Annotated in this window: 16 protein-coding genes and 2 pseudogenes; 12 read left to right on the top strand and 6 right to left on the bottom strand. The window is 55.3% G+C overall.

What is annotated here, in order from left to right:
- Positions 1-79: 79 nt before the first annotated feature.
- Positions 80-1,969 carry a methyl-accepting chemotaxis protein gene (locus AB0A83_RS17490; protein WP_150050605.1) on the bottom strand — a complete coding sequence of 630 codons (1,890 nt, stop codon included), beginning with the start codon at positions 1,967-1,969 and terminating at the stop codon, positions 80-82.
- A 367-nt stretch (positions 1,970-2,336) separates the two neighbouring features.
- Between AB0A83_RS17490 and AB0A83_RS17485 the strand changes: the two genes are divergently transcribed.
- The 3 genes from AB0A83_RS17485 to AB0A83_RS17475 all read left to right on the top strand — a co-directional run bounded on the left by AB0A83_RS17485 (position 2,337) and on the right by AB0A83_RS17475 (position 6,624).
- A complete protein-coding gene (locus tag AB0A83_RS17485) occupies positions 2,337-4,049 on the top strand; it encodes a DUF885 domain-containing protein (protein ID WP_367154836.1) in 1,713 nt (570 codons plus the stop codon).
- 190 nt (positions 4,050-4,239) lie between these two features.
- Positions 4,240-5,526, top strand: coding sequence for an SPFH domain-containing protein (locus AB0A83_RS17480; RefSeq protein WP_150050601.1), 1,287 nt, complete (start codon positions 4,240-4,242; stop codon positions 5,524-5,526).
- 108 nt (positions 5,527-5,634) lie between these two features.
- Entirely contained in the window at positions 5,635-6,624 is a 990-nt protein-coding gene (locus AB0A83_RS17475) for a phosphotransferase (RefSeq protein ID WP_367154835.1), read from the top strand.
- A 370-nt stretch (positions 6,625-6,994) separates the two neighbouring features.
- On the opposite strand, the gene AB0A83_RS17470 is transcribed toward AB0A83_RS17475, so the two are convergent.
- A complete protein-coding gene (locus AB0A83_RS17470) occupies positions 6,995-7,696 on the bottom strand; it encodes a PEP-CTERM sorting domain-containing protein (protein ID WP_367154834.1) in 702 nt (233 codons plus the stop codon).
- A 744-nt stretch (positions 7,697-8,440) separates the two neighbouring features.
- Here AB0A83_RS17470 and AB0A83_RS17465 point away from each other — a divergent pair.
- The 4 genes and pseudogenes from AB0A83_RS17465 (at position 8,441) to AB0A83_RS17450 (ending at position 11,326) form a co-directional block, all read left to right on the top strand.
- Positions 8,441-8,701, top strand: coding sequence for a type II toxin-antitoxin system ParD family antitoxin (locus AB0A83_RS17465; RefSeq protein ID WP_367154833.1), 261 nt, complete (start codon positions 8,441-8,443; stop codon positions 8,699-8,701).
- A gap of 98 nt (positions 8,702-8,799) precedes the next feature.
- Positions 8,800-8,994 (top strand): annotated as a pseudogene (locus AB0A83_RS17460) (type II toxin-antitoxin system RelE/ParE family toxin); the annotation flags it as partial.
- 222 nt (positions 8,995-9,216) lie between these two features.
- Positions 9,217-10,104 carry a 3'(2'),5'-bisphosphate nucleotidase CysQ gene (locus AB0A83_RS17455; RefSeq protein WP_367154832.1) on the top strand — a complete coding sequence of 296 codons (888 nt, stop codon included), beginning with the start codon at positions 9,217-9,219 and terminating at the stop codon, positions 10,102-10,104.
- 134 nt (positions 10,105-10,238) lie between these two features.
- A pseudogene (locus AB0A83_RS17450) lies at positions 10,239-11,326 on the top strand (IS5 family transposase).
- 165 nt (positions 11,327-11,491) lie between these two features.
- Here AB0A83_RS17450 and AB0A83_RS17445 read toward each other — a convergent pair.
- The 3 genes from AB0A83_RS17445 to AB0A83_RS17435 all read right to left on the bottom strand — a co-directional run bounded on the left by AB0A83_RS17445 (position 11,492) and on the right by AB0A83_RS17435 (position 13,726).
- Entirely contained in the window at positions 11,492-11,959 is a 468-nt protein-coding gene (locus AB0A83_RS17445) for a protein tyrosine phosphatase family protein (protein ID WP_150050594.1), read from the bottom strand.
- A 151-nt stretch (positions 11,960-12,110) separates the two neighbouring features.
- The gene (locus tag AB0A83_RS17440; protein ID WP_367154831.1) at positions 12,111-13,307 is read right to left on the bottom strand and encodes an RtcB family protein; all 1,197 of its coding nucleotides are present in this window, start codon (positions 13,305-13,307) and stop codon (positions 12,111-12,113) included.
- Positions 13,298-13,726, bottom strand: a complete 429-nt coding sequence (locus AB0A83_RS17435) for a hypothetical protein (protein WP_367154830.1) — start codon at positions 13,724-13,726, stop codon at positions 13,298-13,300. Before AB0A83_RS17435 ends, AB0A83_RS17440 begins: the two co-directional genes overlap by 10 nt.
- A gap of 675 nt (positions 13,727-14,401) precedes the next feature.
- Between AB0A83_RS17435 and AB0A83_RS17430 the strand changes: the two genes are divergently transcribed.
- The 3 genes from AB0A83_RS17430 to AB0A83_RS17420 all read left to right on the top strand — a co-directional run bounded on the left by AB0A83_RS17430 (position 14,402) and on the right by AB0A83_RS17420 (position 15,568).
- The gene (locus tag AB0A83_RS17430; RefSeq protein ID WP_367154829.1) at positions 14,402-14,629 is read left to right on the top strand and encodes a DUF6290 family protein; all 228 of its coding nucleotides are present in this window, start codon (positions 14,402-14,404) and stop codon (positions 14,627-14,629) included.
- 168 nt (positions 14,630-14,797) lie between these two features.
- Positions 14,798-14,884 (top strand): type II toxin-antitoxin system RelE/ParE family toxin, encoded by an 87-nt coding sequence (locus AB0A83_RS17425; RefSeq protein WP_367156181.1) that lies wholly within the window; start codon positions 14,798-14,800, stop codon positions 14,882-14,884.
- A gap of 291 nt (positions 14,885-15,175) precedes the next feature.
- Entirely contained in the window at positions 15,176-15,568 is a 393-nt protein-coding gene (locus AB0A83_RS17420; protein WP_367154828.1) for a hypothetical protein, read from the top strand.
- Between the two features lie 191 nt (positions 15,569-15,759).
- Here the strand turns inward: AB0A83_RS17420 and AB0A83_RS17415 are convergent, their stop codons facing one another.
- Positions 15,760-16,815 carry a pentapeptide repeat-containing protein gene (locus tag AB0A83_RS17415; protein WP_367154827.1) on the bottom strand — a complete coding sequence of 352 codons (1,056 nt, stop codon included), beginning with the start codon at positions 16,813-16,815 and terminating at the stop codon, positions 15,760-15,762.
- Between the two features lie 264 nt (positions 16,816-17,079).
- Here AB0A83_RS17415 and gcvT point away from each other — a divergent pair, with 264 nt between their 5' ends.
- Both gcvT and gcvP read left to right on the top strand, forming a co-directional pair.
- Positions 17,080-18,261: a glycine cleavage system aminomethyltransferase GcvT gene (gene gcvT, locus AB0A83_RS17410; protein WP_367154826.1), complete on the top strand. Its 1,182-nt coding sequence runs from the start codon at positions 17,080-17,082 to the stop codon at positions 18,259-18,261.
- A 3-nt stretch (positions 18,262-18,264) separates the two neighbouring features.
- On the top strand, positions 18,265-21,159 hold the full coding sequence (gene gcvP, locus AB0A83_RS17405; RefSeq protein WP_367154825.1) for an aminomethyl-transferring glycine dehydrogenase: 2,895 nt from the start codon (positions 18,265-18,267) through the stop codon (positions 21,157-21,159).
- The last annotated feature ends 286 nt before the right edge of the window (positions 21,160-21,445 follow it).

The following is a 21,445-nucleotide window of genomic DNA, read 5'->3' as shown; positions in this document are numbered from 1 at the left end:
GCTCAGCGCGGCAAACGGGATTTGGGTCTAAGAATCCATAAGGCTTGAGAAAATAGGGAAGTTGTTATTAGCGAAATCCTTAGAAGCGCTCGAATTTGTTTAAGTCGACCGGCGCTTTGCCGGGATTGGTTCGCCTCGCCCGCGGTTCGCGCCTTGGGGAGGATTCTCGGTAATGATCGACGAATAGCTCGATAGGCTCTACTTGTTTAAGGGTAAAAAAGCTCATCAAATGTTGCAATTGCTCGGTTTGGCTGGTGGTTTGCTCGGCTGTGGTGGCCAATTGTTCGCTGGCGGCCGCGTTTTGTTGGGTAATACGGCTGATGCGGTTCATGGCAACGTTGATTTGGTGCACGCCGGCCGACTGTTCTTGCGAAGCGGCGGAAATTTCCTGAACCAAATGGGAAGTTCGGTCGATGCCGCTGACGATATCTTCTAACATTTTGCCGGCGATTTCGGCTTTGGCGACGCTATTCTCGGCCAACGTGCCGATTTCCTGGGCTGCGACGCTGCTGCGCTCCGCTAATTTGCGCACTTCGGCGGCGACTACCGCGAAGCCTTTGCCATAGTCGCCGGCCCGGGCCGCCTCTATGGCGGCGTTTAGCGCCAGCATATTGGTTTGATAAGCGATGTCGTCGATGATGCCGATTTTTGCCGCGATGTGTTTCATCGCATCGACGGTGTCTTTAACCGCGATACCTCCTTTAGTCGCTTCGGCGGCGGCAGCGGTCGCGATGCCGTCGGTGATTTTGGCATTCTCGGCGTTTTGCTTGATGCTGGCCGCCATTTGCTCGATGCTGACGCTGGTTTCTTCCACTCCGGCTGATTGTTCGTTGGAATCGCGCGCCAGGGAGTGCGCGGTATCGGCGATTAATTCCGACGCTTGGGCTAGCTGGTTGGTCGCGGCGAGCACTTGAGAAATCGTTTGCGACAATTTGGCGATGGTGTTGTTCACCGTGTCCTTAAAGCTGCCGAGTTGGCCCTGGTAATCCCCCGCCACCGTGCAGGTCAAATCGCCGTGTTCCACCCGCAGCAAGGCGTCGGCCGCTGCGTTGACCGGTAAAATCACCGCATCCAAAGTATTGTTGAAGCCGGCCACCAGTTTACGGAAATCGCCTTGATGTTTGCCGGCGTCCGCCCGTACCTCCAAGCGGCCGGCCAGCGCGGCTTCCACCAGGAGTTGGGCGTCGGCCAACACGGCATGCAGCGCGGTTCGTAAGGTTTGCATGGCAGCCAGCAATTGTCCGGTTTCGTCTTGGTTGCGTGCCTCCAGTTGGAAATCCATATCGCCTTGGGCGATCTTTTGTGCCGCGTCGACGGTAGCCGCCAGCGATTTACCGATATGCCGAGGAAAAAACCAGACGAACAGCAAGCCTAAACTCAGGCCGATGGCGGTAGCAATCGTCATGCCGGCAATGCCCAGTTCGATTTTTTCGGCCGATTGGGTTTGGGTATCCCGGGCCGCTGCGTTGATCAGATCGGTTAATTCGTCTATCACCTGACGGGCCGCTTCGAATGCGGCTTCGCCGCGCTGGTAATTCTCGGGTTTGCCGGCTTCTATCGCCTGCGCGTTCTCCAGGCTTTGTTGCTGCCACGCGCTAAATGCGCTATCGAAGCGGGTTTTGTAAGCCGCCGTATCCGGCAAATCGCTAAGGGCCACAAATTTATCGAAGCGGGTTCTGGCTTGCTGTACATTGTCGCTGCGGAATTGGCTCAGTTTTTCGAAGGCTTCCGAATGCGGTTTCTCTAAGCGTAGCGAACGTTCCGCCACTATCGCTTGATACATGTCGCGGTCGCTTTCCAACAGAACGCCCAAGGCCGGCATTTGCACGCCGCCTAATCGGGTGACTCGCTCGCCTAATAGGTTGATGTAGTGGTAACCAACCCCGGCCACTATGATTAAGGCGATAGACATCAAAGCGATAGGTATGCCGGTTTTGTAACGAATCGATAAATTAAAAAAAATGTTCATGTGTTTTCCACATTCTCGGTGCGAAACGGAAAGCGGGTAACTATTCAGCGCGAAGCACAAATCGCCCCTCCATCAGGAGAGGGCGTAACCGCCTTCTTCACGATAACCGCTGAATAGTCACGAAAGCGCTAGCATTAGAGGTAAATGTAGCAAACAAATGTATTCCGGCTTGGCTGTGAAAATCATAGTGGCAGTGCGTCCTCTTCGCGAACAGCCTTTCGAGTCGCGATTCCACTGTCAATGCTTTTTCATCGGCCGGGGTGAGTGCGATGCTTTCGTGCACGTTAGCCGGCGAGCAGCAATTTCTGGCTTGACGGCCGGCGCGGGGGTATCATCCGGCGCAGCTCCGTTATCCGAGTAAACCGCCATGAAATGGATCAGCCGCATTTTTATCTACAGCCGGGCACTGCTTTTAGTCTTGCTTGTCGCCACAAGTCCGTCGGCATCCGCCGTGACCGGCGCTCTGCCTTGGCCCGATTTCGTCGAGCGATTCGTTGCGGGCTATTTCGAACAGCATCCCGAATTCGCCGCCGATGCCGGTCGTCACGAGTATGACGGGCGTCTGCCGGATTGGAGTGCGGCCGGTTTGCGCAACACCGAAAATTGGCTGGAAGCGCAGCGCGTTCAAGCCTTGGCCTATCCGGATCAAGCGTTGACGCCGCAACAGCGCTTCGAACGCGATTATCTGGTAGCCGTAGTCGGCAAACAGCTGTTTTGGCGGCGTCAAGTCGGCACGCCGTACAAAAATCCGCTGTTTTATTCCCGTGCGCTGGATCCCAACCTATACGTCAACCGTGCTTACGCGCCGCTGCCGGTCCGCATGCAAGCGTTTTTGAACTATGCGGACAATGTGCCTCAAGCCGCCGCGCATATCCGCGCCAACTTGGCTTTACCGTTGCCGCGCAGCTTCATCGACATTGGTAAAACCGTATTCGGCGGCATGGCCAAGTTTTACCAAACCGACGCCAAAGCCGCGTTCGCCGACGTTGCCGATACGGCTTTGCAGCAACGATTTGGCCAAACCGTGCCGAAAGCGGTGCAGGCCATGCTGGACTTGGTGACTTGGCTGGAGCAGCAACGTGCTACGGCGACCGATGATTTCGCTTTGGGAGCGCAACGGTTTGCGCAAATGCTGAAAGAAACAGAAGGCGTCGACATTCCGTTGCCGCACCTGGAGCAAATGGGCCGGGCCGATTTGCAACGCAACTTAACCGCGTTGCGGCAAGCGTGCGGGCTGTATGCACCCGGCGAGACGACGGCTGAGTGCGTCGCCAAAGCCGAAGCGCATAAACCGGCCGACGGGGCGGTGGCCGCGGCCAATCGGCAGTTGCAGCAACTCAAAGCCTTTGTTGCCGAACGGCATTTGCTGAGCATACCCGGCGACGAAGATGCCGTTGTCGCACCCTCTCCGGCTTATGCCCGTTGGAATTTGGCTTATATCGACATTCCCGGCCCGTTCGAACGCAACTTGCCGTCCATCTATTACGTGGCTCCGCCCGATCCGGCTTGGACAGTCGAAGAGCAAGCCGCCTACGTGCCGGGAGAGGCGAATTTGCTGTTCGTTTCCGCTCACGAAGTCTGGCCGGGGCATTTTCTGCAACATCTGCATGCGCATCGGGCCGGCTCGCCACTAGGCCGCTTATTCACCAGTTATGCGTTTTCGGAAGGCTGGGCCCATTATGTCGAAGAATTGATTTGGGAGGCGGGTTACAGCCACGGCGATCCGGAAACGCATATCGGCCAATTGCTGAACGCCTTGTTGCGCAACGTGCGTTTTTTGTCGGCCATCGGCTTGCATACCCAAGGCATGACGGTTGAACAAGCCGAGCACATGTTTCGCGAACACGCTTTCCGCGATCCAGGCAACGCCCGCCAACAGGCCGCGCGCGGTACCTTCGACCCGGCTTATCTAAACTATACCTTGGGTAAGCTGTTGATTCGGCAATTACGCGACGATTGGACGGCCAAGCGAGGCGGCAAAGCGGCGTGGCCGGCCTTTCACGACGCATTTCTGTCCTACGGTGCGCCGCCGATAGCTATGGTTCGTAAAGCGATGATGGAGGCAGGTGCGAAGCGCTGAGTCAAACGACGTGCAGTCGCGAGGCCGGTTTTGCAAATCGCGACTATGTGTCTGTCCTACCAAGATGTTCAAAGTATTGAGGTTTTTCGGTGGGAGCGACGCCTTCGTCGCGACGAAGGCGTCGCTCCCACCATGACTTTCAGAGTATAAATTTTGTCGTCGTTCATCCATTCTTGATCGAGGAAAGCCTATGAGTTCCGAAACGATTTTTAGTAAAGTTCCGCCACTGCAAGTTTCCGGCAAATGGCCGATTTATCTGCTCTCGGCAGCTGCCTTGCTGGTCGTCGGTCACTATTGTTTCGGCATCAACGACGCCGGCGAACGCACGGTGGTGCAATACCCCAACGGCACCTTATACGTCAGGTTCAACCCCGGTATTTATTTCAAAGGTTTCGGCAAAACCGAACCGTACTGGGATGTGGCTACCTACGATTTCGACAAGGCCGGCTCGGCCGGTAAAGACAGCGAACATAGTTTATCGGCTAACGGTATATCGGTACGCTATCAGGATGGCGGTACCGGCGTCGTTTACGGCAAAGCGCGTTTTGCCTTGCCTAACGACGAAGAAACGATGATTCGCTTGCACAAAGACTTCCGCAACCGTTATGCCGTCGCCGAAAAATTGATCCGCACGATCACCGAAGAATCGATGAACTTGACCGCGGGCTTGATGACTTCGGAAGAGGCTTATGCGGAAAAGCGCGGAATTTTTACCCAATGGGCTGAACAACAAGTGACCTCCGGCAAGTTTTTTACCGAGTTGAAAGCCGTTACCGAGAAGGAAGAAAGCACCAAAGAGCACATTACCCGTAACATACCGGTCATCAAGTACGGCGAAGACGGCCAGCCGCTGCAGCATTCCAGCGATTTTAAAATGTACGGCATTCTGGTTAACGGCTTTCAAATCACCGATTGGGATTTCGAAAAAAAGACCCTGGAGCAAATTTCCCGCAAACGCGAGGCGACCATGGGCATCATCACCGCCAAAGCCGATGCGGAGCGGGCGCGGCAAGAAGCCTTGACGGCGGAGGAACAGGGTAAGAAAAACGTCATGGTGGACCGTTACGCCAAGGAACAGGAAAAAATCCAGGCCGTAGTCGACGCCGAAAAGGAAAAAGAAGTCGCGGTTACCAAAGCCACTCAGGCGGTGTTGGTCGCCGAGCAAGGCAAACTGGAAGCGGAGCAAAAGCGCTTGGCCGCCATTGCCTATAAAGAAGAGCAACGATTGCGCGGCGAAGGCGATAGCGAATACAAGCGGCTGGTGATGAGTGCGGACGGTGCCTTGACCGCCAAACTGGAGGCCTGGAAAACGGTACACATACGCTATGCCGAAGCGATAGAAAAGCAAAAATGGGTGCCGGAAATTCAAATGGGTGCCGGCGCGACCGGCGGCGGGGCGGCCAACGACTTGATCGAATTGCTGAAAGCGCAAACCGCCAGGGAGTTGAAACTGGATATGAGCATGAAAGGCAATTGATGCCGGCCAGACAAGTGCCGCACGCATGCGGATCGTTTAGATATGCAATGCATGCCTGGGCTGCTTTGTATAATAAGCGCATCTTCCACAGCCGTAGCCGTCTATACCGTGTCAGTCGATATTTGCACCTTTGTCCGTCAAGCCACCGGTGCCAAAACCGCCGCAAAACGGCAGGCCATACAGCGGCTGTGGAGCGGTTACGGCGAGATCGCCCGTTACGCATTGACCGGCGGCGTCTACGACAGCGTGGTCGTCAAGCATGTGCAACTGCCGGAAGGCAAAGCCGCCGGCGACTTGTCCCACCAACGCAAGGTACGTTCCTATCAAGTGGAAACCGTTTGGTACGATCGATGGGCCGGACGTTGCAATGGCGTTTGTCGGGTAGCGCACGGCTTGGCATGCGCGGATTTCGGCGGCGAAGTGGTCATGGTGTTGGAGGATCTGGATGCCGCCGGCTATTCGCGCCGCAGGCGTCGCGTCAGCGAGTGCGACATCGTCGCCTGTTTACGCTGGCTGGCCGAATTTCACGCCAATTTCCTGGGTGAAGCGCCGGAAGGCCTGTGGCCTATCGGCAGCTATTGGCATCTGGATACCCGCCTGGATGAATGGCTGGTATTGGACGACCCACCGTTGAAAAGGGCCGCGGCGGCCATAGACCGCGCGCTAAAAGCCAGTCCGTATCAAACCCTGATTCACGGCGATGCCAAACTGGACAACTTTTGTTTCGCAGATCACGGGGTAGGCGTTGCGGCAGTGGACTTTCAATATGTCGGCGGCGGCCCCGGCATCAAGGACGTCGCTTATTTCATCGACAGCTGTTTGCCGCCGGACGCATGCGAACGCCGCGAAACCGAATTGTTGGATGTTTACTTCGCCGAACTACGCCGGTCGCTGCATACACACGGCAAATCCGCGAAAGCCGAGGCGCTAATTACCGACTGGCGCGCCCTATACCCAGTCGCCTGGACCGATTTTCACCGTTTTTTAAAAGGCTGGAGCCCCGGACATTGGCCAAGAGACAGTTATAGCGAGCGCACGGCTAGTCGGGTTATCCGGCAATTAATGCCAGAAGCCGGGCATGGATCTATCCGCGAATGATTTAAGCTCTATTTGCAAACTTGGGTTGGAATCCGGTTCTGGGGAATTATTGGCTTGGGTGGGTGTGCAACGATCGTGTTGTTACGAACCAAGCGATCAATGACGATTAAGTTGAAAAGGCAAATCAACTGCCTCTAAACATGTGCGATTAATTTCCTAATCGCGTTTCCATAAAAATCATCTCAAATCGGATGGCGTAGGGCGGTTTCGCGGAACAGAGTGGAGCACACCGCCATTAAGAATGGGATATTGCACAACGTAGACATAAAGACCGCCCACAGTCGATACTATGAGCGATCGGTTGACAATTCACCAAACGGCACCCTCGAATGGCGGATTGCTAGCGCGAATCCGCCTTACGGGTTACGGGTTACATAAATTGAAAAACGCGCTTACGCCGCATGATGCCAGCAATACCCATTAAAGCTGAACCAAATAAAGGCAATGAGCCGGGAACAGGGACAGCACTTAGGTTTGTGACGCGAATGTTATCGATGCCAAATCCTTCGTCAGACCAGGGTTGATTAGTGTTGCCAACGAAATTGATATTTGTGGATGGGCCAAATACATCGACCTCAAACGATAAATGGTAGGTATGATCGAGAGCTTCTGCTGAGTAGTTGTATCCAAGAATGCCGGTAAGTGCAGGATCTGATCCTGTGCCAGCGAGACTGTCCGTTCCTCCGAAGCTTTGCCGATACGTATCTGTCACGTCATTAGAAAAAGTTGCATGCAATAGCGTCTCAGATGAGTTTATATCTAAATCGAAATAATCTGGCCCAAACGATAGGTTATCCCCATCAACACTTTCCAAAGTATACAGATCAAAGCTTAGGGATATACGACTAACCCCTGTAGTGTTAAGTGACAGCGTGGTTGAGGCTCCGACACTCAGGAATCCAATGAACTTTTCACCATTATTCGGTGCTGTCTGAACATCTATAACGCCGGAAAGCCCGGAAGTCGATCCGCTTTCAAAATTATTTTCATACAAAACACTTGCTTGTACAGATGAAATAGACAATCCGGCAACTAAAACACCTGCTTGAGTAAACCTTGTTAATTCGAGCATAAAATATCCTATAGTTAATGTGTGTGGATTCAACAACTAGACTTATCAATGCTGAAGGGGAATTTACCCTCTTCTCAAACGCTAGAAGCAAAAATTTAGCCAAATAAAATAAAATAAAATAAAATCAATATTTTATTTCACAATTCGTCAGTACCGCTCGAATCTACTTTGAACCGAATGTAAAGGATTCCGACGTTTCTCAAAGAGAACGACCGTACGGCGGGTAAACGCTTGGTGATCGGGTCGGGGTGACGGGATTGCGCCCGTCACCTCTCCCACACCACCGGACATGCGGTTTTCCGCATCCGGCGGTTGAACCCGGCGACTTCTTATAACGTCGCAAAATCGGATGGCTCCCACAGCCCCCATCGCCTGAGTCTGGCATTGTTCAGCACGGTTTGCAGCATCGGGCTATACGCATTTCGCCATGCACCTACCGAACCGCTCGCCTGCTTTAGGTGATACGGTTTGGCCTTCAGGCGCCACAAGGCATTTAGCCGGCCTCGCCGGTTGTGCCACGGCCGTACGGCAGGTAAACGCTTGGTGTAGGGTGGATTCGCGCAGCAATCCACCATTGATAGCTTTCGATATGCCCGCTTTGATTGATCTTGCGTTGGAAGTTTTGGCGGATTGTCGCTATCGCTCCGAATCCGCCCTAGTCTTCGATTCGATAAATTGGTTTACTTTACCCAGTGTAAGAATATATCTTACTCTGGCTTTTAATAACCTAGGTCGGAGGACAACATGGCGCAAGCACGAACCCAAACTGTTAGCCTCGGCGAGCACTGGAACAACCTCATTGACTCGTTACTGAAGAGTGGACGCTATGCAAGCGTTAGTGAAATCATGCGTGACTCTTTACGATTGCTTGAAGAAAGAGAGGCGAACTCGAAACTACAATCTTTGCGTACTGCCCTAATGGAAGGGGAACAGAGTGGCGATGCCGGCGAATTACACATGGACGCAATCAGACTGGAGGCAAAAAAAGAAGTCGGTTTAGGCTGAAAATGTTCAAAATCCATATTCAGGCACTCGCAAAACAAGATTTAAAAAATATCTGGCTTTACTCGTTTAATCACTGGTGAGAGGTACAGGCGGATCGTTATTTTGATGAATTAAATACTGCTTTCGTTCTAATCGCTGAAAATCCGGAACTGGGTTTTGCCTGTGATTACATCCGTGCAGGGTACAGACAATTCCACATCAATCGCCATCTGATTTTTTATCGCGCGACAGCCACTAAAATTCACATTGTGAGGGTATTACATGACAGTATGAATTTTACAGCGCATTTTTAAAAACCTCAGAACTGGATAGGGTGTTCGTCATTAGGAGCCTAAGCACTCGTTATAAGGTTCGAATTTTCTCGAAATAAATTCCACAACGACAGCTTCGGGCCAGCTACCTGATCTTCGCTGAAAATTGGTGACTGTTTCTTGGTGGGCGTAACGAGTCCAACCCACTTTTGCCAAAAACGTTTCGATTAACAAACATGGCGGATTCCACCTTCCTACCCGAATATGCAAATTTCTGATTTAAGCTTGCTGCAGCAATGCGCGATTGCCGCCGCTTATCGGGCCGGACACTACATCGCCAGACACGCCGCCAGCGACGTTGCCGTCCGCATCAAAACCGGCCACCACAGCTTGGCTTCGCAAGTGGTGACCGAAATCGACCACCATAGCCAAGCGCTAATCCGGCACACGTTGCAAGCCGCCAGCGAACGCTTCGATTTGGCTTGGCTGGGGGAAGAAAGCCCGGACGACGGGGAACGCTTGCGCAAAGACTATTTTTGGTGCGTAGACCCGCTGGACGGAACCTTGCCGTTTATCGAGGGTATTCCCGGTTATTCGGTATCGATTGCCTTGGTTAGCAAAGACGGCACGCCGTGCTTGGGCGTGGTGTACGACCCGTTGAGCCAAACCCTGTACCACGCCGTCAAAGGCGGCGGCGCGTTTAGCAACGAACAGCCGCTATGCGCCCCCGGCAGCGAGTCCACAATCCTAACCTTCATCACCGACAAAAGTTTCGCTAACGAAGCTTTGTATCAAGCCACCGTCAACCGGCTGCAAGGGATGGCCGTGCAACTAGGCTACACCGGCTCTCGCCTGGTTTTGCAAGGCGGGGCGGCATTGAATGCCTGCCAAGTGCTCGCAGCCCCGGCTTGCTATTTCAAATTCCCCAAACTCCAAACCGGCGGCGGCAGCGTTTGGGATTACGCGGCCACCGCCTGTTTATTCGGCGAAGCCGGTGCGCCGGTCGCCGACATCTGCGGCCGGTCGCTCGATTTGAACCCGCCGGAGTCCACCTTTCTAAACCATTGCGGCGTGTTGTACAGCAGCGACAGGCACATAGCGGACGCCATGGTCAGCCTGTATCGAGAGTTGTCAGGCCGCTTGCTTGTATAAATGGGTTTAACAGGCTGTTGATTTTATCTCCCCTGTAACCCGCATTGGCTGGTTGAGTCAGATGTGTTGGCAAATCATAAAGTATTGTTCTAAATGATAAAATAGTTCTATCTCCAATATATTGCACTGTCCCCATGCGCGGCGCCGACATTACTCAAGAAGACCTGTTCAGTTACCGAACCCTGGAAAGCCGGATTCCCAAAAAGCATCCGCTACGCAAGCTGCGTCAAGTGGTCGACTTGTTGCTCGCCACGCTAAACGACGAGTTCGACGCGCTCTACGCTCGTCGCGGTCGAGATTCCATTCCGCCGGAACGCTTGTTGCGCGCCAGTTTGTTGCAAGTGCTATTTTCCATCCGTTCGGAACGGCAACTGGTGGAGCATATCGACTTCAACCTCTTGTACCGCTGGTTCGTCGGCTTGACGATGGACGACGAGGTATGGGATCACTCGACCTTCAGCGCCAACCGCGACCGTTTGCTCAACGAACGGATCAGCCGCTTGTTTTTCGAACGGGTACTGGCCTTGGCGGATTGGAAAAAGCTTGTCTCCGACGAGCACTTCTCCGTAGATGGCACACTGATTCAAGCCTGGGCCTCGCACAAGAGTTTCGTCAAGAAAGACGGCTCGACCCCGCCGCCGGAAGATGGCGGCCGCAATCCCACGGTCAACTTCAAGGGCGAGAAACGCAGTAACGAAACCCACGCATCACGCACCGACCCCGATGCTCGGCTGTACAAAAAGAGCGAGGGCGACAAATCGCAGCTGGCTTTCCTCGGTCATGCCTTGATGGAGAACCGTAATGGCTTGGTCGTCGACGTCGAAGTCACCCAGGCCACCGGCACCGCAGAACGCGAGGCGGCCCATGCCATGGTCAAACGCACGATCCACAAACCGGGCGCGACCTTGGCCGCCGACAAAAATTACGATACGCAGGATTTTGTCGCCAAGTTACGCCAGCGCAAAGTCACGCCGCATGTCGCCAGCAAGGAAAAAGGTTCGGCCATCGACGGACGTACCACACGGCATGAGGGTTACCGGAAAAGCCTCAACGTCCGCAAGCGGATCGAAGAAGTCTTCGGTTGGGCCAAGACGGTCGGCCCGCTACGCCAAACCAAGTTCCGGGGTTAAAGAAGGTCGCCGCGCAAACGATTTTTACCTTTGCCGCCTATAACCTGACGCGCATGGGTGCCATTTTCGGCTGGCGATACAGTACCGCCTAGGCGGTGGTGCGCCTGAAATCCGCCAAAAGGCGGAATTTAACGCCCTTCGGGGCGAATATAACCGGCTAAAACCGGTTTTTGAGGCCTGATCGGGCTTCCAGAAGCCCAACAAAACCAAAAAATGGTTTTGAAGCCGAAGGCATATAGGCAAATTTCAACACCCTGTTAAAGCTTGATCGCTTCGACGGAAGCGGCATTGATGAACGCCTGCCAGGTTGGATTCGGCGCCCATATTTGTTGCAGCGGGAAGCGGGCTTCTTCGTCGGTGTGAGCCAAATGCAAGCGTCGGTACAAATAGACGAAAACCGAAGCACGCATGTTTTTGGCGCAATGCAGCCAAATTCGGCGCCCGGCGTAAGCGTCGGCCGTGGCAAAGAAATCGTGCAATTGCTCTAGCTTTGGTGCTTGCCAATCGACCGGAATCTGCAGGTAATTGATGCCCAGGCCGGTGATTAATTCCGCCTCGCCGGGCAGTGCATTGCTGGCGCTCGGCGGTGCCAAATTGATCACCAAGGCGATGTGCAATTGCGGCAAACGGGCGATGTCGCGAGCCGACAGCTGTCCGGAACTCCACAGCCAGTCGAAGACCCGGTAAACGTTTTCGGCGTCGAATTCTCTTGCGTCGCTGTCCATTTTTACTCCTTTGGGTGAGGTTGGCTTTGCAGCCGATGACCTGTTGCGGCGACCGGGAAGCTGCTGGCGACGACGACAATGATCGAGCCCGTTCCGCGCAAAACCACGGCCCGGTATACCACGCCGGGCCGGGGCCGCTTTGAGCGTTGCGTTAGCCTTTTATACACAAGACTTGTTTCAAGGTGTGCACCACTTCGACCAAATCGCTTTGGTTTTCCATCACCTGATCGATCGCTTTGTAAGCGCCGGGCAATTCGTCGACGATGCCTAGGTCTTTGCGGCACTCCACGCCGGCAGTTTGCTCCACGGCGTGCCGTTCGTCGAATAAGCGTCGGGCGGCGCTGCGGCTCATGCGCCGCCCGGCCCCGTGCGAACAGGAACAAAACGCTTGCGGATTACCCTTGCCGCGCACGATGTAGGATTTATCGCCCATGCTGCCGGGGATGATGCCGAGTTCGCCGTCGCCGGCTCGAATCGCCCCCTTTCGGGTAATCCATAACCACGCGCCGAAATGCTGCTCCCGCGCGACATAGTTATGGTGGCAATTCACCGCCTCTTTAGTCACCCCGAATTTAGGCAGTTTCTTACGCAAGGCCTCGGCAATCAAATGCAGCATCTCGCGCCTATTGGCCGATGCGTAGTCCTGGGCCCAGCTTACCGCCTGCAGATAATCGTCGTAATGCCGGGCGCCTTCGCTGAAATACGCCAAATCTTTGTCGGGCAATTGCAGCAAATGCCGGCCCATATCCTTGCGCGCCAAGCCGATAAAATATTCGCCTATGGCGTTACCGATACCGCGGCTGCCGGAATGCAGCATCAACCAGACCTCCTGGTTTTCGTTCAAGCACAATTCGATGAAATGATTGCCGCCGCCCAAGGTACCGATCTGGCGGATCCAGGTTTGGTAAGGTTTCTTTTGCTGCGCCTGTAATTTCGGATGTTTTTGCAACAGCGCGTGTAAACCGCCGGATAAGGCGCGTATTGTCGATTCCCGTGCCTTGTCCTGTTTGTGCATGGCAAATCCGACCGGTATCGCCGCTTCGATATGCAAGCGCAAGGCCCGCAAATTATCCGGCAAATCCTTGGCTTTGAGCGACAAGCGAACCGCATGCATCCCGCAGCCGATATCCACCCCGACCGCCGCCGGAATGATGGCCCCGCGAGTCGGTATCACCGCACCCACGGCGGCGCCCTTGCCTAAATGCACGTCCGGCATCGCGGCGATATGGCTATGAATAAACGGCAGCTGCGACAAGTTGTACAGTTGCTGTAGTGCGCCGGATTCCACATCGTCGGTAAAAATTTTAACCGGGACCTTGCCTTTGCTGATAGTGCGTTTTATTGGCATGACTGATCCTCCCGGCCAGTGCCGTACAGATAGTCCAGACACTGCAACGGCATGCGTTTGCGGCGAAAATGCCGGGCTAATTCAGTACGCAACCAGGCTTGGCCGTGTTTGAAAGCTTGCCTTAGTACGTGTTGCCGGTTCGGTTCAAGATTGCACGCCACGATTACCCGCAGACGCCGACCTTCATCCTCGGAAAGCACTGAAATAATATTCAATTCGCGCAAGATAGGGTTAGTCGCCTCGCCGGCCAAAATCAGCGGCAACAAGCGCTCCACTTCCTTGCAAAACCGGTGGGCTTGCCGGCAATCGCTGTGAAGCTTGCGTCCGCGTTTTTCGTAGCGCGGATCTTGACCGTCGTCCGCGCGCCATTCGGCACACAATTGCGCCGGGTTTTTCCCGATTCGGGATGATGAATTCATAAAAACTCCCAAAGCCGCGGCGCCAAACAAGCGAAAGCTTGCCTGCGGTACGCCGCGGCGTAGAAAAAATACTGGAATGGTTGGGAGCCCCGGTCGAATCAACCGGAAAATGTCTTACCGGCGAGAAACGAACCCGAGGCTAAAGCATGCGGCAATATCGGACATAGCGAGCCTCCTGAGATTGGTGGATGAGAAAGCGCAGCATTCTAAACGATAGTCTATGTAAGTCAATAAAATGCGGCTATTTGCATTCCGAGGTTGGAATGAAAGCCACTGGGATGTAATGCCGAGTCCGGTGATCTGGTTGGATTGCAGTTCTTGGAGAATTCACCGTTTGGTAGAACAAGGCATGATCGTCTTGTCCCGACCCTAAGCAGCCCCAGTGACGGTGAATATGAACAGGCAAGAAAAGTCGGATAAGCTGCCAATCAATTGCAGGTGCGATTAGCTTGTGTAATCGCACATTTCGAAGTCACCATTCCTCCGATTACGCTTTCGCTAATCGGAGCGGACTTTCCGGCCGTTATCCCAGTTAACAACCAACCGGACCGAAACATGCCGGCTGGGGAATCGGCTTGTGCCTGACAGTAACACCTCTTGGCTTATTCCGGCCTAGCTGCTACGGCACTGTTATACAATGCTTAAAACTCCCCAAATTCAAATTACGGTGGCAGCATGGTGACACTCAATCTTGACGACGACACGGCAAACCTGCTCCGCCAGGTGTCCGAACAGGAACACGTCAGTCCGGCGCAATTGATCAAACATCTACTCAGCGATTACCTCGAAGATTTAGCCGATGCCGCCGCCGCAGATGCTGCGTTAGCGGAATTGGCCAGCGGTAAGGACGATACGCTCAGCTTGGCGGAATGGGAGCAACAACTCAATGCCCTGGAGCGTTAGGCTGAAGACCGGCGCTGCCAAAGCCATCAACAAGCTGGACAAACCGGTCCGCGACAGAATCAAGGCATTTCTCGACTAGTTAGCTCACCAAGACAATCCTCGTATGGCCGGTAAAGGCCTTGCAAGGTAAATTGTCCCTACTGGCGCTATCGGGTTGGCGACTACCGCTTGATTTGCCAGATTCAAGACGCCGAACTCATCGTTTTGGTCATCGAATTGGGTCATCGCAAAGACATTTATCGAGACAAGCACTAATCGCAAAAAATCTATCTCCAACACTTTATTCAATATCCATTGCCCGCAATGTTCAGTTTACACATCGCGCTTGTTAAAATTTAGGCATGACTTTCGATTATCAGCCTTCCGAATCAATCAACGGAGCAACGACTGGAGCACCCAGAAACCCAGGGCGTTCAGCGACCAGTTGCGCCGATTTTTATCGACGCCACCCCCCAAATTCGATTCGAACGCTCTTGCCTTCGTGGACGCGAAACAACACAAGATACTTGGGAGCGCTTCGAACGCAGGGATAGACAACAAATTTCGATGGGACTCGGTAAATTAGCAGAGATGATTCTGCCGGACTTGATCAAAAACGAAGGCAGCCCGGAAACATTTTTTAGCGAATTCGCCGGTCGATTTTTATCGGGGTGGCCGTTTCCGGAAGGTATCCGAATGACCCCGCTGAACGCAGGCGAGCTCGAGAAGCTGATTCTGAAAGCTCTATTGAAACAATGGCCTGACCGCAATTATTTCACCACCACCGAAATTGCTCGTTTAATCAACGACAACCAACCCGCCGATCAGCAGCGCAGTAAAAACAATGTCAGCCGTTATTTTAACCAGCGCTTTTATCCTTACTATGAAATCAAGCTGATCGACGGCAAGCGTAAATATCGCTTGTCCAATACGGGGTATGGAAAGGCGAAATTGCTTTGAATACCGCCGCTGCTCAAGCGAGTTAGGACAACGTTCCTATTGCACCCAGCTACCATCCCAACCGTGTTTTGCTCAAAACGGTGCAGTCTGAAAACATGAGTCGCGCTGATTTTTAACCCTAGAATGCTAATAGCCCAAAATGCGTGCGGCCAAGCTAAGCGCAAGTTTGGCGGATGAGTGCGCTCCGACCGTCATTGCGGCGCGCCGAAGCCGTGACCCTGGCAGGTAACGATGGTATTGCCGTTTACTTTACTACCGTCCGGGCAAATGGTGTTGTTGAAGCGGGTGTTGGCGTCGTAAAGCACCGAATCGCCGCCGCTGGCATTGGTCAAATCGGCATACGACAAATCCGCGCCGCTAAAGTCGGCACCGGCTAGCTTGGTTGAGCCCAAATAGGCGTAGCGCACGTCCGCCTGGTAAAAGTTGGCCCCCTCCAAATTAGCGGACCCTAATGCCGCATGCACCAGGTTCGCTTGATAGAGCGATGCCAGATTCAAATTGGCGCTGTCCAACACCACGCCGCGCATATCCGCATGCGACAGATCCGCCAAATAGAGGGAGGCATTGATCAAATTGGCGTAAACCAGTGTTGCGGCCGGAAAAAACGCCACTTCCAGATTGGCCGACGGCCATAACACCCCGGTCATGTCGGCGCCGTCGAAATGCACCGACGCGGCTTGCAACGGCGTGGTAAAGGCGGTGGACGATTGCGACAGATTCGCTCCCCTGAAACTGGCGCCGACATCGCCGCCGTTCACACTCAGCGATACCCCGGTCGCATCTTCGGAGTCGTTGCCGCTGCCGAGTTTTGCGCCGACTAAATTGGCGCCGGTCAAATTGACGTCGCCCAAATCGCCGGCCAAGGTGGCGTTGACCAGCCGCGCGGCTCGCAAGTCCAAACTGCGCAATTTCGCGGCGGCGCCGGAAAAATCGCAGCCGACCAAATTTGCGCCGCTGGCCGGATTGTCGCAATCCGCCGCGTTGCCGGAACCGGCGGATGTGCCGCTACCCAGGATTTTTCGCCAATGCGAGCTGACTTGGTCCGGTTGTAAGTCCTGATTTTTGGATTTCAAGCTTTGATACAAGGTGTCGTTATAGCTCACCACGTCGCCTTTGCGGTATTTCTGCTGCTGGTCCCAAACGCCTAGGAACACCATGTTGATGCGGGTGGCGCCGGCTGCGTCGGCCACTAGCGGGGCCAGGCATAAGGAAATCAACAAAGTACTGCGTTTTAACGGTAGTTTCATGAGAGTCGTCTAAGAATGGCGGCCACCCGTATTACCCGCTGCAACCACAATCGGATACGGAGGCAACTAAAGATCGCTGGCGGCGGGCGGCCGAAATGAGAGCCACGCTCATGGTAAAAATCCGTACCGGGTGGGGCAACAGGAATATTTCCTGATTTTCAGGCTGGTCGCTAATGCAACGCCGGCCTTCGAGCCGGGGGCAAGGGCTTAGGTCTTAGTTTAATGGCAGGGGCTGGAGGGCAACGTAGCATAAGAGACTCGGCTATGATTAATGCTCAACAGTCCGGACGCCAGGCGGACTTGATCCCCGTCGGCGACGAACCGATCCAGCCGACAGGCATTATTGTGTGTATAACCGGGGGTGCTGCCGTGAAACAAACGCCGCTGTTCGACTTACACTTGCGACTAGGTGCCAAAATGACCGAGTTTGCCGGCTACCGGATGCCGTTGCACTACCCGGCCGGCATCATCCGCGAACACCTGCACTGCCGCAGCCGGGCCGGCTTGTTCGATATTTCCCATATGGGGCAATGCCGCATCGTCGGCGCGCGCGCGGCGCAAGCCTTGGAAACGCTGACTCCCGGCGGGCTGGCCGGCTTGCCGCCGGGCCGGCAAAAATACACGGTACTGTTAAATCTGCAAGGCGGCGTCATCGACGACATCATCGTCACTCGTGTCGCAACCGGGCTGGCCGTCGTGGTCAACGCCGGCTGCAAGGACAAGGACTATGCCTATCTGCGCCAAGCATTGCCGGAAGATTGCGAATTTTCCGAGCAAAACGATTTGGCCTTGCTGGCTTTGCAAGGGCCGGAGGCCACGTCGATTCTCGGCACGCTAGCGCCCGAGGTTGCGCAATTACCGTTCATGCACGGCTGCCAGGCGCAAATTGCCGGCATTCCCTGCCGGATCAGCCGTAGCGGCTATACCGGCGAAGACGGGTTCGAAATCTCGCTAGCCGCCGGCGACGCACAAGGTTTGGCAACCTTATTGTTGCAGCAAGACGGCGTGGCGCCGATAGGCCTGGGCGCACGCGATACCTTGCGCTTGGAAGCGGGCTTGTGCCTGTACGGCCACGAACTCGGCGAAACCGTCAGCCCGGTCGAAGCCGGTTTGAGTTGGCTATTTCCGGCCGGCCGCGCAGATTTTCCCGGCAGCGAGATCATATTGGCACACCTGCGCCGCGGCCCGCCACGGCGACGAGTAGGCTTGTCTATAGAAGGTAAACTACCGGTGCGGGAAGGCGCGCCGCTGTTTAACGGCGAAACACAAATCGGCGCGGTCAGCAGCGGCGGCTATTCCCCCAGTTTGGCGCGGCCGATCGCGATGGCCTTAGTCGAAACCGAATTCGCTGCGCCCGGCACCCGGCTGACTGCGCAAGTGCGCGACCAATGCGTGGCCGTCAGCGTGTGCAAACTGCCTTTCGTTCCGCATCGCTATCGGAGGTAACTCATGACTGCACCCATGAACTTGGCGCAATTGGAAATGCGCGGCAATTTCATCCGCCGCCACATTGGCCCGGACGCCGGCCAAACCCAAGCGATGTTGGCAGCGCTGGGCTTGCAGTCGCTGGAGGACTTGGTCGAACACATCGTCCCGGCCGACATTCTGAGCCGGGAGCCGTTGAAACTGACCGAAACCATCAGCGAACGCGCCGTCATCAAATATCTGCGCAAAATGCGCGAGCGCAACCAGGTGCTGACCTCGATGATAGGCATGGGCTATTACGACACCATCATGCCGGCCGTCATCAAGCGCAACGTGCTGGAAAACCCCGGCTGGTACACCGCTTATACCCCGTATCAGGCCGAAGTGAGCCAAGGCCGTTTGGAAGCCTTGCTGAATTTTCAGCAAATGATCGTCGATTTGACCGGCATGGAGTTGGCCAACGCCTCGCTGTTGGACGAGGCCACCGCCGCGGCGGAAGCGATGACCATGGCGCGGCGGCTGGCGAAAAGTCCGGCCAACGCGGTGTTTGTGGATCAAGATTGTTTGCCGCAGACCATTGCCGTGGTGCAAACCCGCGCCAGATCGCTGGGTTATCAAGTCATCGTCGCCGACCCGTTCAGCCAACTGGAAAACTACGATTTTTTCGCGTTGATCTTGCAATATCCGGGTTGCAGCGGCGAGGTGCGCGACTTGAGCGCGGCCATCGCCATCGCTCACCAAAAACAAGCCTTGGCCACGGTGGCCGCGGATTTGTTGAGTCTGGTACTGCTAAAGCCGCCGGCCGCTTTCGGCGCCGACATCGCGGTCGGCAGCGCCCAACGCTTCGGCGTGCCGATGGGATACGGCGGCCCGCACGCCGCTTACTTTGCCACCCGCGACGAATTCAAACGCTCGGTGCCCGGCCGCATCATCGGCGTGTCCAAAGACGTACACGGCCAGCCAGCTCTGCGCATGGCCCTGCAAACCCGCGAGCAACACATTCGCCGCGACAAAGCCACCAGCAACATCTGCACCTCGCAAGTGCTGCTGGCGGTCATCGCCGGTTTTTACGCGGTTTACCACGGCGCCGAAGGTTTGCGGCTGATCGCCGGCCGCGTGCACCGCTACGCGCAAATTCTGGCGGCCGGCATAGAGGCCAGTGGCCACACCGTGCTGAGCCGCTGCTATTTCGACACGCTGGTCGTGCATTTGCCGAATCGCGCCAAACGCATCGCCGCCCGCGCGGTGGAGGCCGGTCTGAATTTGCGGGTGATAGACGCCGACCGCATCGGCATCTCGCTGGATGAAACCACCACCCGCGAACAGTTACGCGCGGTGTGGCAATTGTTCGTATCGCCGGCCGCCGATCTGCCGGACATCGCCGCGCTGGACGCGCAATTGGCGGAATGCCTGCCGGAGCATCTGTTGCGCGACGACGCCATCCTGCAACACCCGGTATTCAGCCGTTACCATTCCGAAACTGAAATGATGCGCTACATGCGCCGGTTGGCGCGGCGCGACATCGCCTTGGACCGCGCCATGATCCCGCTTGGCTCCTGCACCATGAAGCTGAACGCCGCCACTGAAATGCAGGCCATCTCGTTCTACGAATTCAACGCCATGCACCCGTTCGCTCCGCTATATCAAGCCCAAGGCTACCAGCAATTGTTCAACGAACTGGAAGACATGCTATGCGACCTGACCGGCTTCGACGCTTTTTCCTTTCAACCTAACGCCGGCTCGCAAGGCGAATACACAGGGTTATTGGTGATCCGCAAATTCCACGAGGTCAACGGTCAAAGCGGACGCGATCTGTGTTTGATCCCGGCTTCCGCGCACGGTACCAACCCGGCCAGCGCCGCCTTGGCCGGCCTGCAAGTCATGCCCATCGCTTGCGACGCCAACGGCAACGTCAGCGTGGATGACCTGCGCGCCAAGCTGGACGCGCACGGCGAACGAGTGGCTGCATTGATGATTACCTATCCCTCCACCCACGGCGTGTATGAGGCAGCGTTCCGGGAGATTTGCGACTTGGTGCACGCGGCCGGCGGCCAAGTGTATATGGACGGCGCCAATTTCAACGCCCTGGTCGGCTTGTGCCGGCCCGGCACGATAGGCGCGGACGTGGCGCATTTGAATTTGCACAAGACATTTTGCATCCCGCATGGCGGCGGCGGGCCGGGGGTAGGTCCCATCGGCGTGCGCAGCCATTTGGCCCCGTATTTGCCGGAACATCCGGTGGTCGCCGGCGTCAATCCGGCGGCCGGTCCGCACGGCACCGTAGGCACCGTTTCGGCCGCGCCCTGGGGGTCGGCCAGCATTTTGACCATTTCTTGGGCTTACATCGCCATGATGGGCGCCGCCGGCTTGCGGCGGGCTACCTTGACCGCGATTTTGAACGCCAACTACATCGCCCGCCGCCTGGCGCCGCATTATCCGATTCTGTATACCGATCCCGCCGGCTGGGTGGCGCACGAATGCATCGTCGATTGCCGGACCTTCAAAAAAACTGCCAACGTCAGTGTGGAAGACATCGCCAAACGCTTGATCGACTACGGCTTTCACGCTCCGACCGTGGCTTTTCCGGTGGCCGACACCCTGATGATAGAACCGACCGAAAGCGAGAACCAAACCGAGATCGACCGCTTTTGCGATGCCATGATCGCGATTCGTGCGGAAATCGGCGACATCGAGCAAGGCCGGGCCGCCCCCGACAACAATCTGTTGCACAACGCCCCGCACACCCACCGCTTATTGCTGGAAGACTGGAAGCTGCCTTATTCGCGCCAACAAGCGCTATTCCCGGACAGCCACCAACACGACGACAAATACTGGCCCTCGGTCGGCCGCATCGACAACGTCTACGGCGATAGAAACGTGATGTGTACCTGTCCGGCGGATTGGGTGCAGGAGGGGTGAGGAGTGCGATGCGAGAATAAAACTGAGGCAAATGGGCTTTTTAGCTAAGGGGTACTATCACAGTGTATCGGCAGCCGTCGATGTTGATAAGTCCATGATTCTCGCTGAAATAACACCGGGTAGATTCAATTTAATCGAGGGTCAATATCGGCTTGAAAAAGCCGGAAAGCTGGGAATGGAGTTTGTGCCTGTTTTTAGCATTAGATGTATGGATTGACGTTTTCTCTTTCATTGCTCCATTCTGTCAAAGGTTGGAGCCTCCAAGAAATCCGGGGCGATTCAAGGA

It is taken from the genome of Methylomonas sp. HYX-M1, assembly GCF_040741385.1.
Lineage (GTDB): Bacteria > Pseudomonadota > Gammaproteobacteria > Methylococcales > Methylomonadaceae > Methylomonas > Methylomonas rhizoryzae.
Note: the sequence above shows the minus strand (reverse complement) of the source record. Positions and strands in the feature narration are given on the sequence as shown.

Excerpts from the sequence above, each read along its gene's own strand:
- AB0A83_RS17490 (WP_150050605.1), bottom strand. The coding sequence starts at position 1,969 with ATGAACATTTTTTTTAATTTATCGATTCGTTACAAAACCGGCATACCT.
- AB0A83_RS17485 (WP_367154836.1), top strand. The coding sequence starts at position 2,337 with ATGAAATGGATCAGCCGCATTTTTATCTACAGCCGGGCACTGCTTTTA.
- AB0A83_RS17480 (WP_150050601.1), top strand. The coding sequence starts at position 4,240 with ATGAGTTCCGAAACGATTTTTAGTAAAGTTCCGCCACTGCAAGTTTCC.
- AB0A83_RS17470 (WP_367154834.1), bottom strand. The coding sequence starts at position 7,696 with ATGCTCGAATTAACAAGGTTTACTCAAGCAGGTGTTTTAGTTGCCGGA.
- AB0A83_RS17465 (WP_367154833.1), top strand. The coding sequence starts at position 8,441 with ATGGCGCAAGCACGAACCCAAACTGTTAGCCTCGGCGAGCACTGGAAC.
- AB0A83_RS17455 (WP_367154832.1), top strand. The coding sequence starts at position 9,217 with ATGCAAATTTCTGATTTAAGCTTGCTGCAGCAATGCGCGATTGCCGCC.
- AB0A83_RS17445 (WP_150050594.1), bottom strand. The coding sequence starts at position 11,959 with ATGGACAGCGACGCAAGAGAATTCGACGCCGAAAACGTTTACCGGGTC.
- AB0A83_RS17440 (WP_367154831.1), bottom strand. The coding sequence starts at position 13,307 with ATGCCAATAAAACGCACTATCAGCAAAGGCAAGGTCCCGGTTAAAATT.
- AB0A83_RS17435 (WP_367154830.1), bottom strand. The coding sequence starts at position 13,726 with ATGAATTCATCATCCCGAATCGGGAAAAACCCGGCGCAATTGTGTGCC.
- AB0A83_RS17430 (WP_367154829.1), top strand. The coding sequence starts at position 14,402 with ATGGTGACACTCAATCTTGACGACGACACGGCAAACCTGCTCCGCCAG.
- AB0A83_RS17420 (WP_367154828.1), top strand. The coding sequence starts at position 15,176 with ATGGGACTCGGTAAATTAGCAGAGATGATTCTGCCGGACTTGATCAAA.
- AB0A83_RS17415 (WP_367154827.1), bottom strand. The coding sequence starts at position 16,815 with ATGAAACTACCGTTAAAACGCAGTACTTTGTTGATTTCCTTATGCCTG.
- gcvT (WP_367154826.1), top strand. The coding sequence starts at position 17,080 with ATGATTAATGCTCAACAGTCCGGACGCCAGGCGGACTTGATCCCCGTC.
- gcvP (WP_367154825.1), top strand. The coding sequence starts at position 18,265 with ATGACTGCACCCATGAACTTGGCGCAATTGGAAATGCGCGGCAATTTC.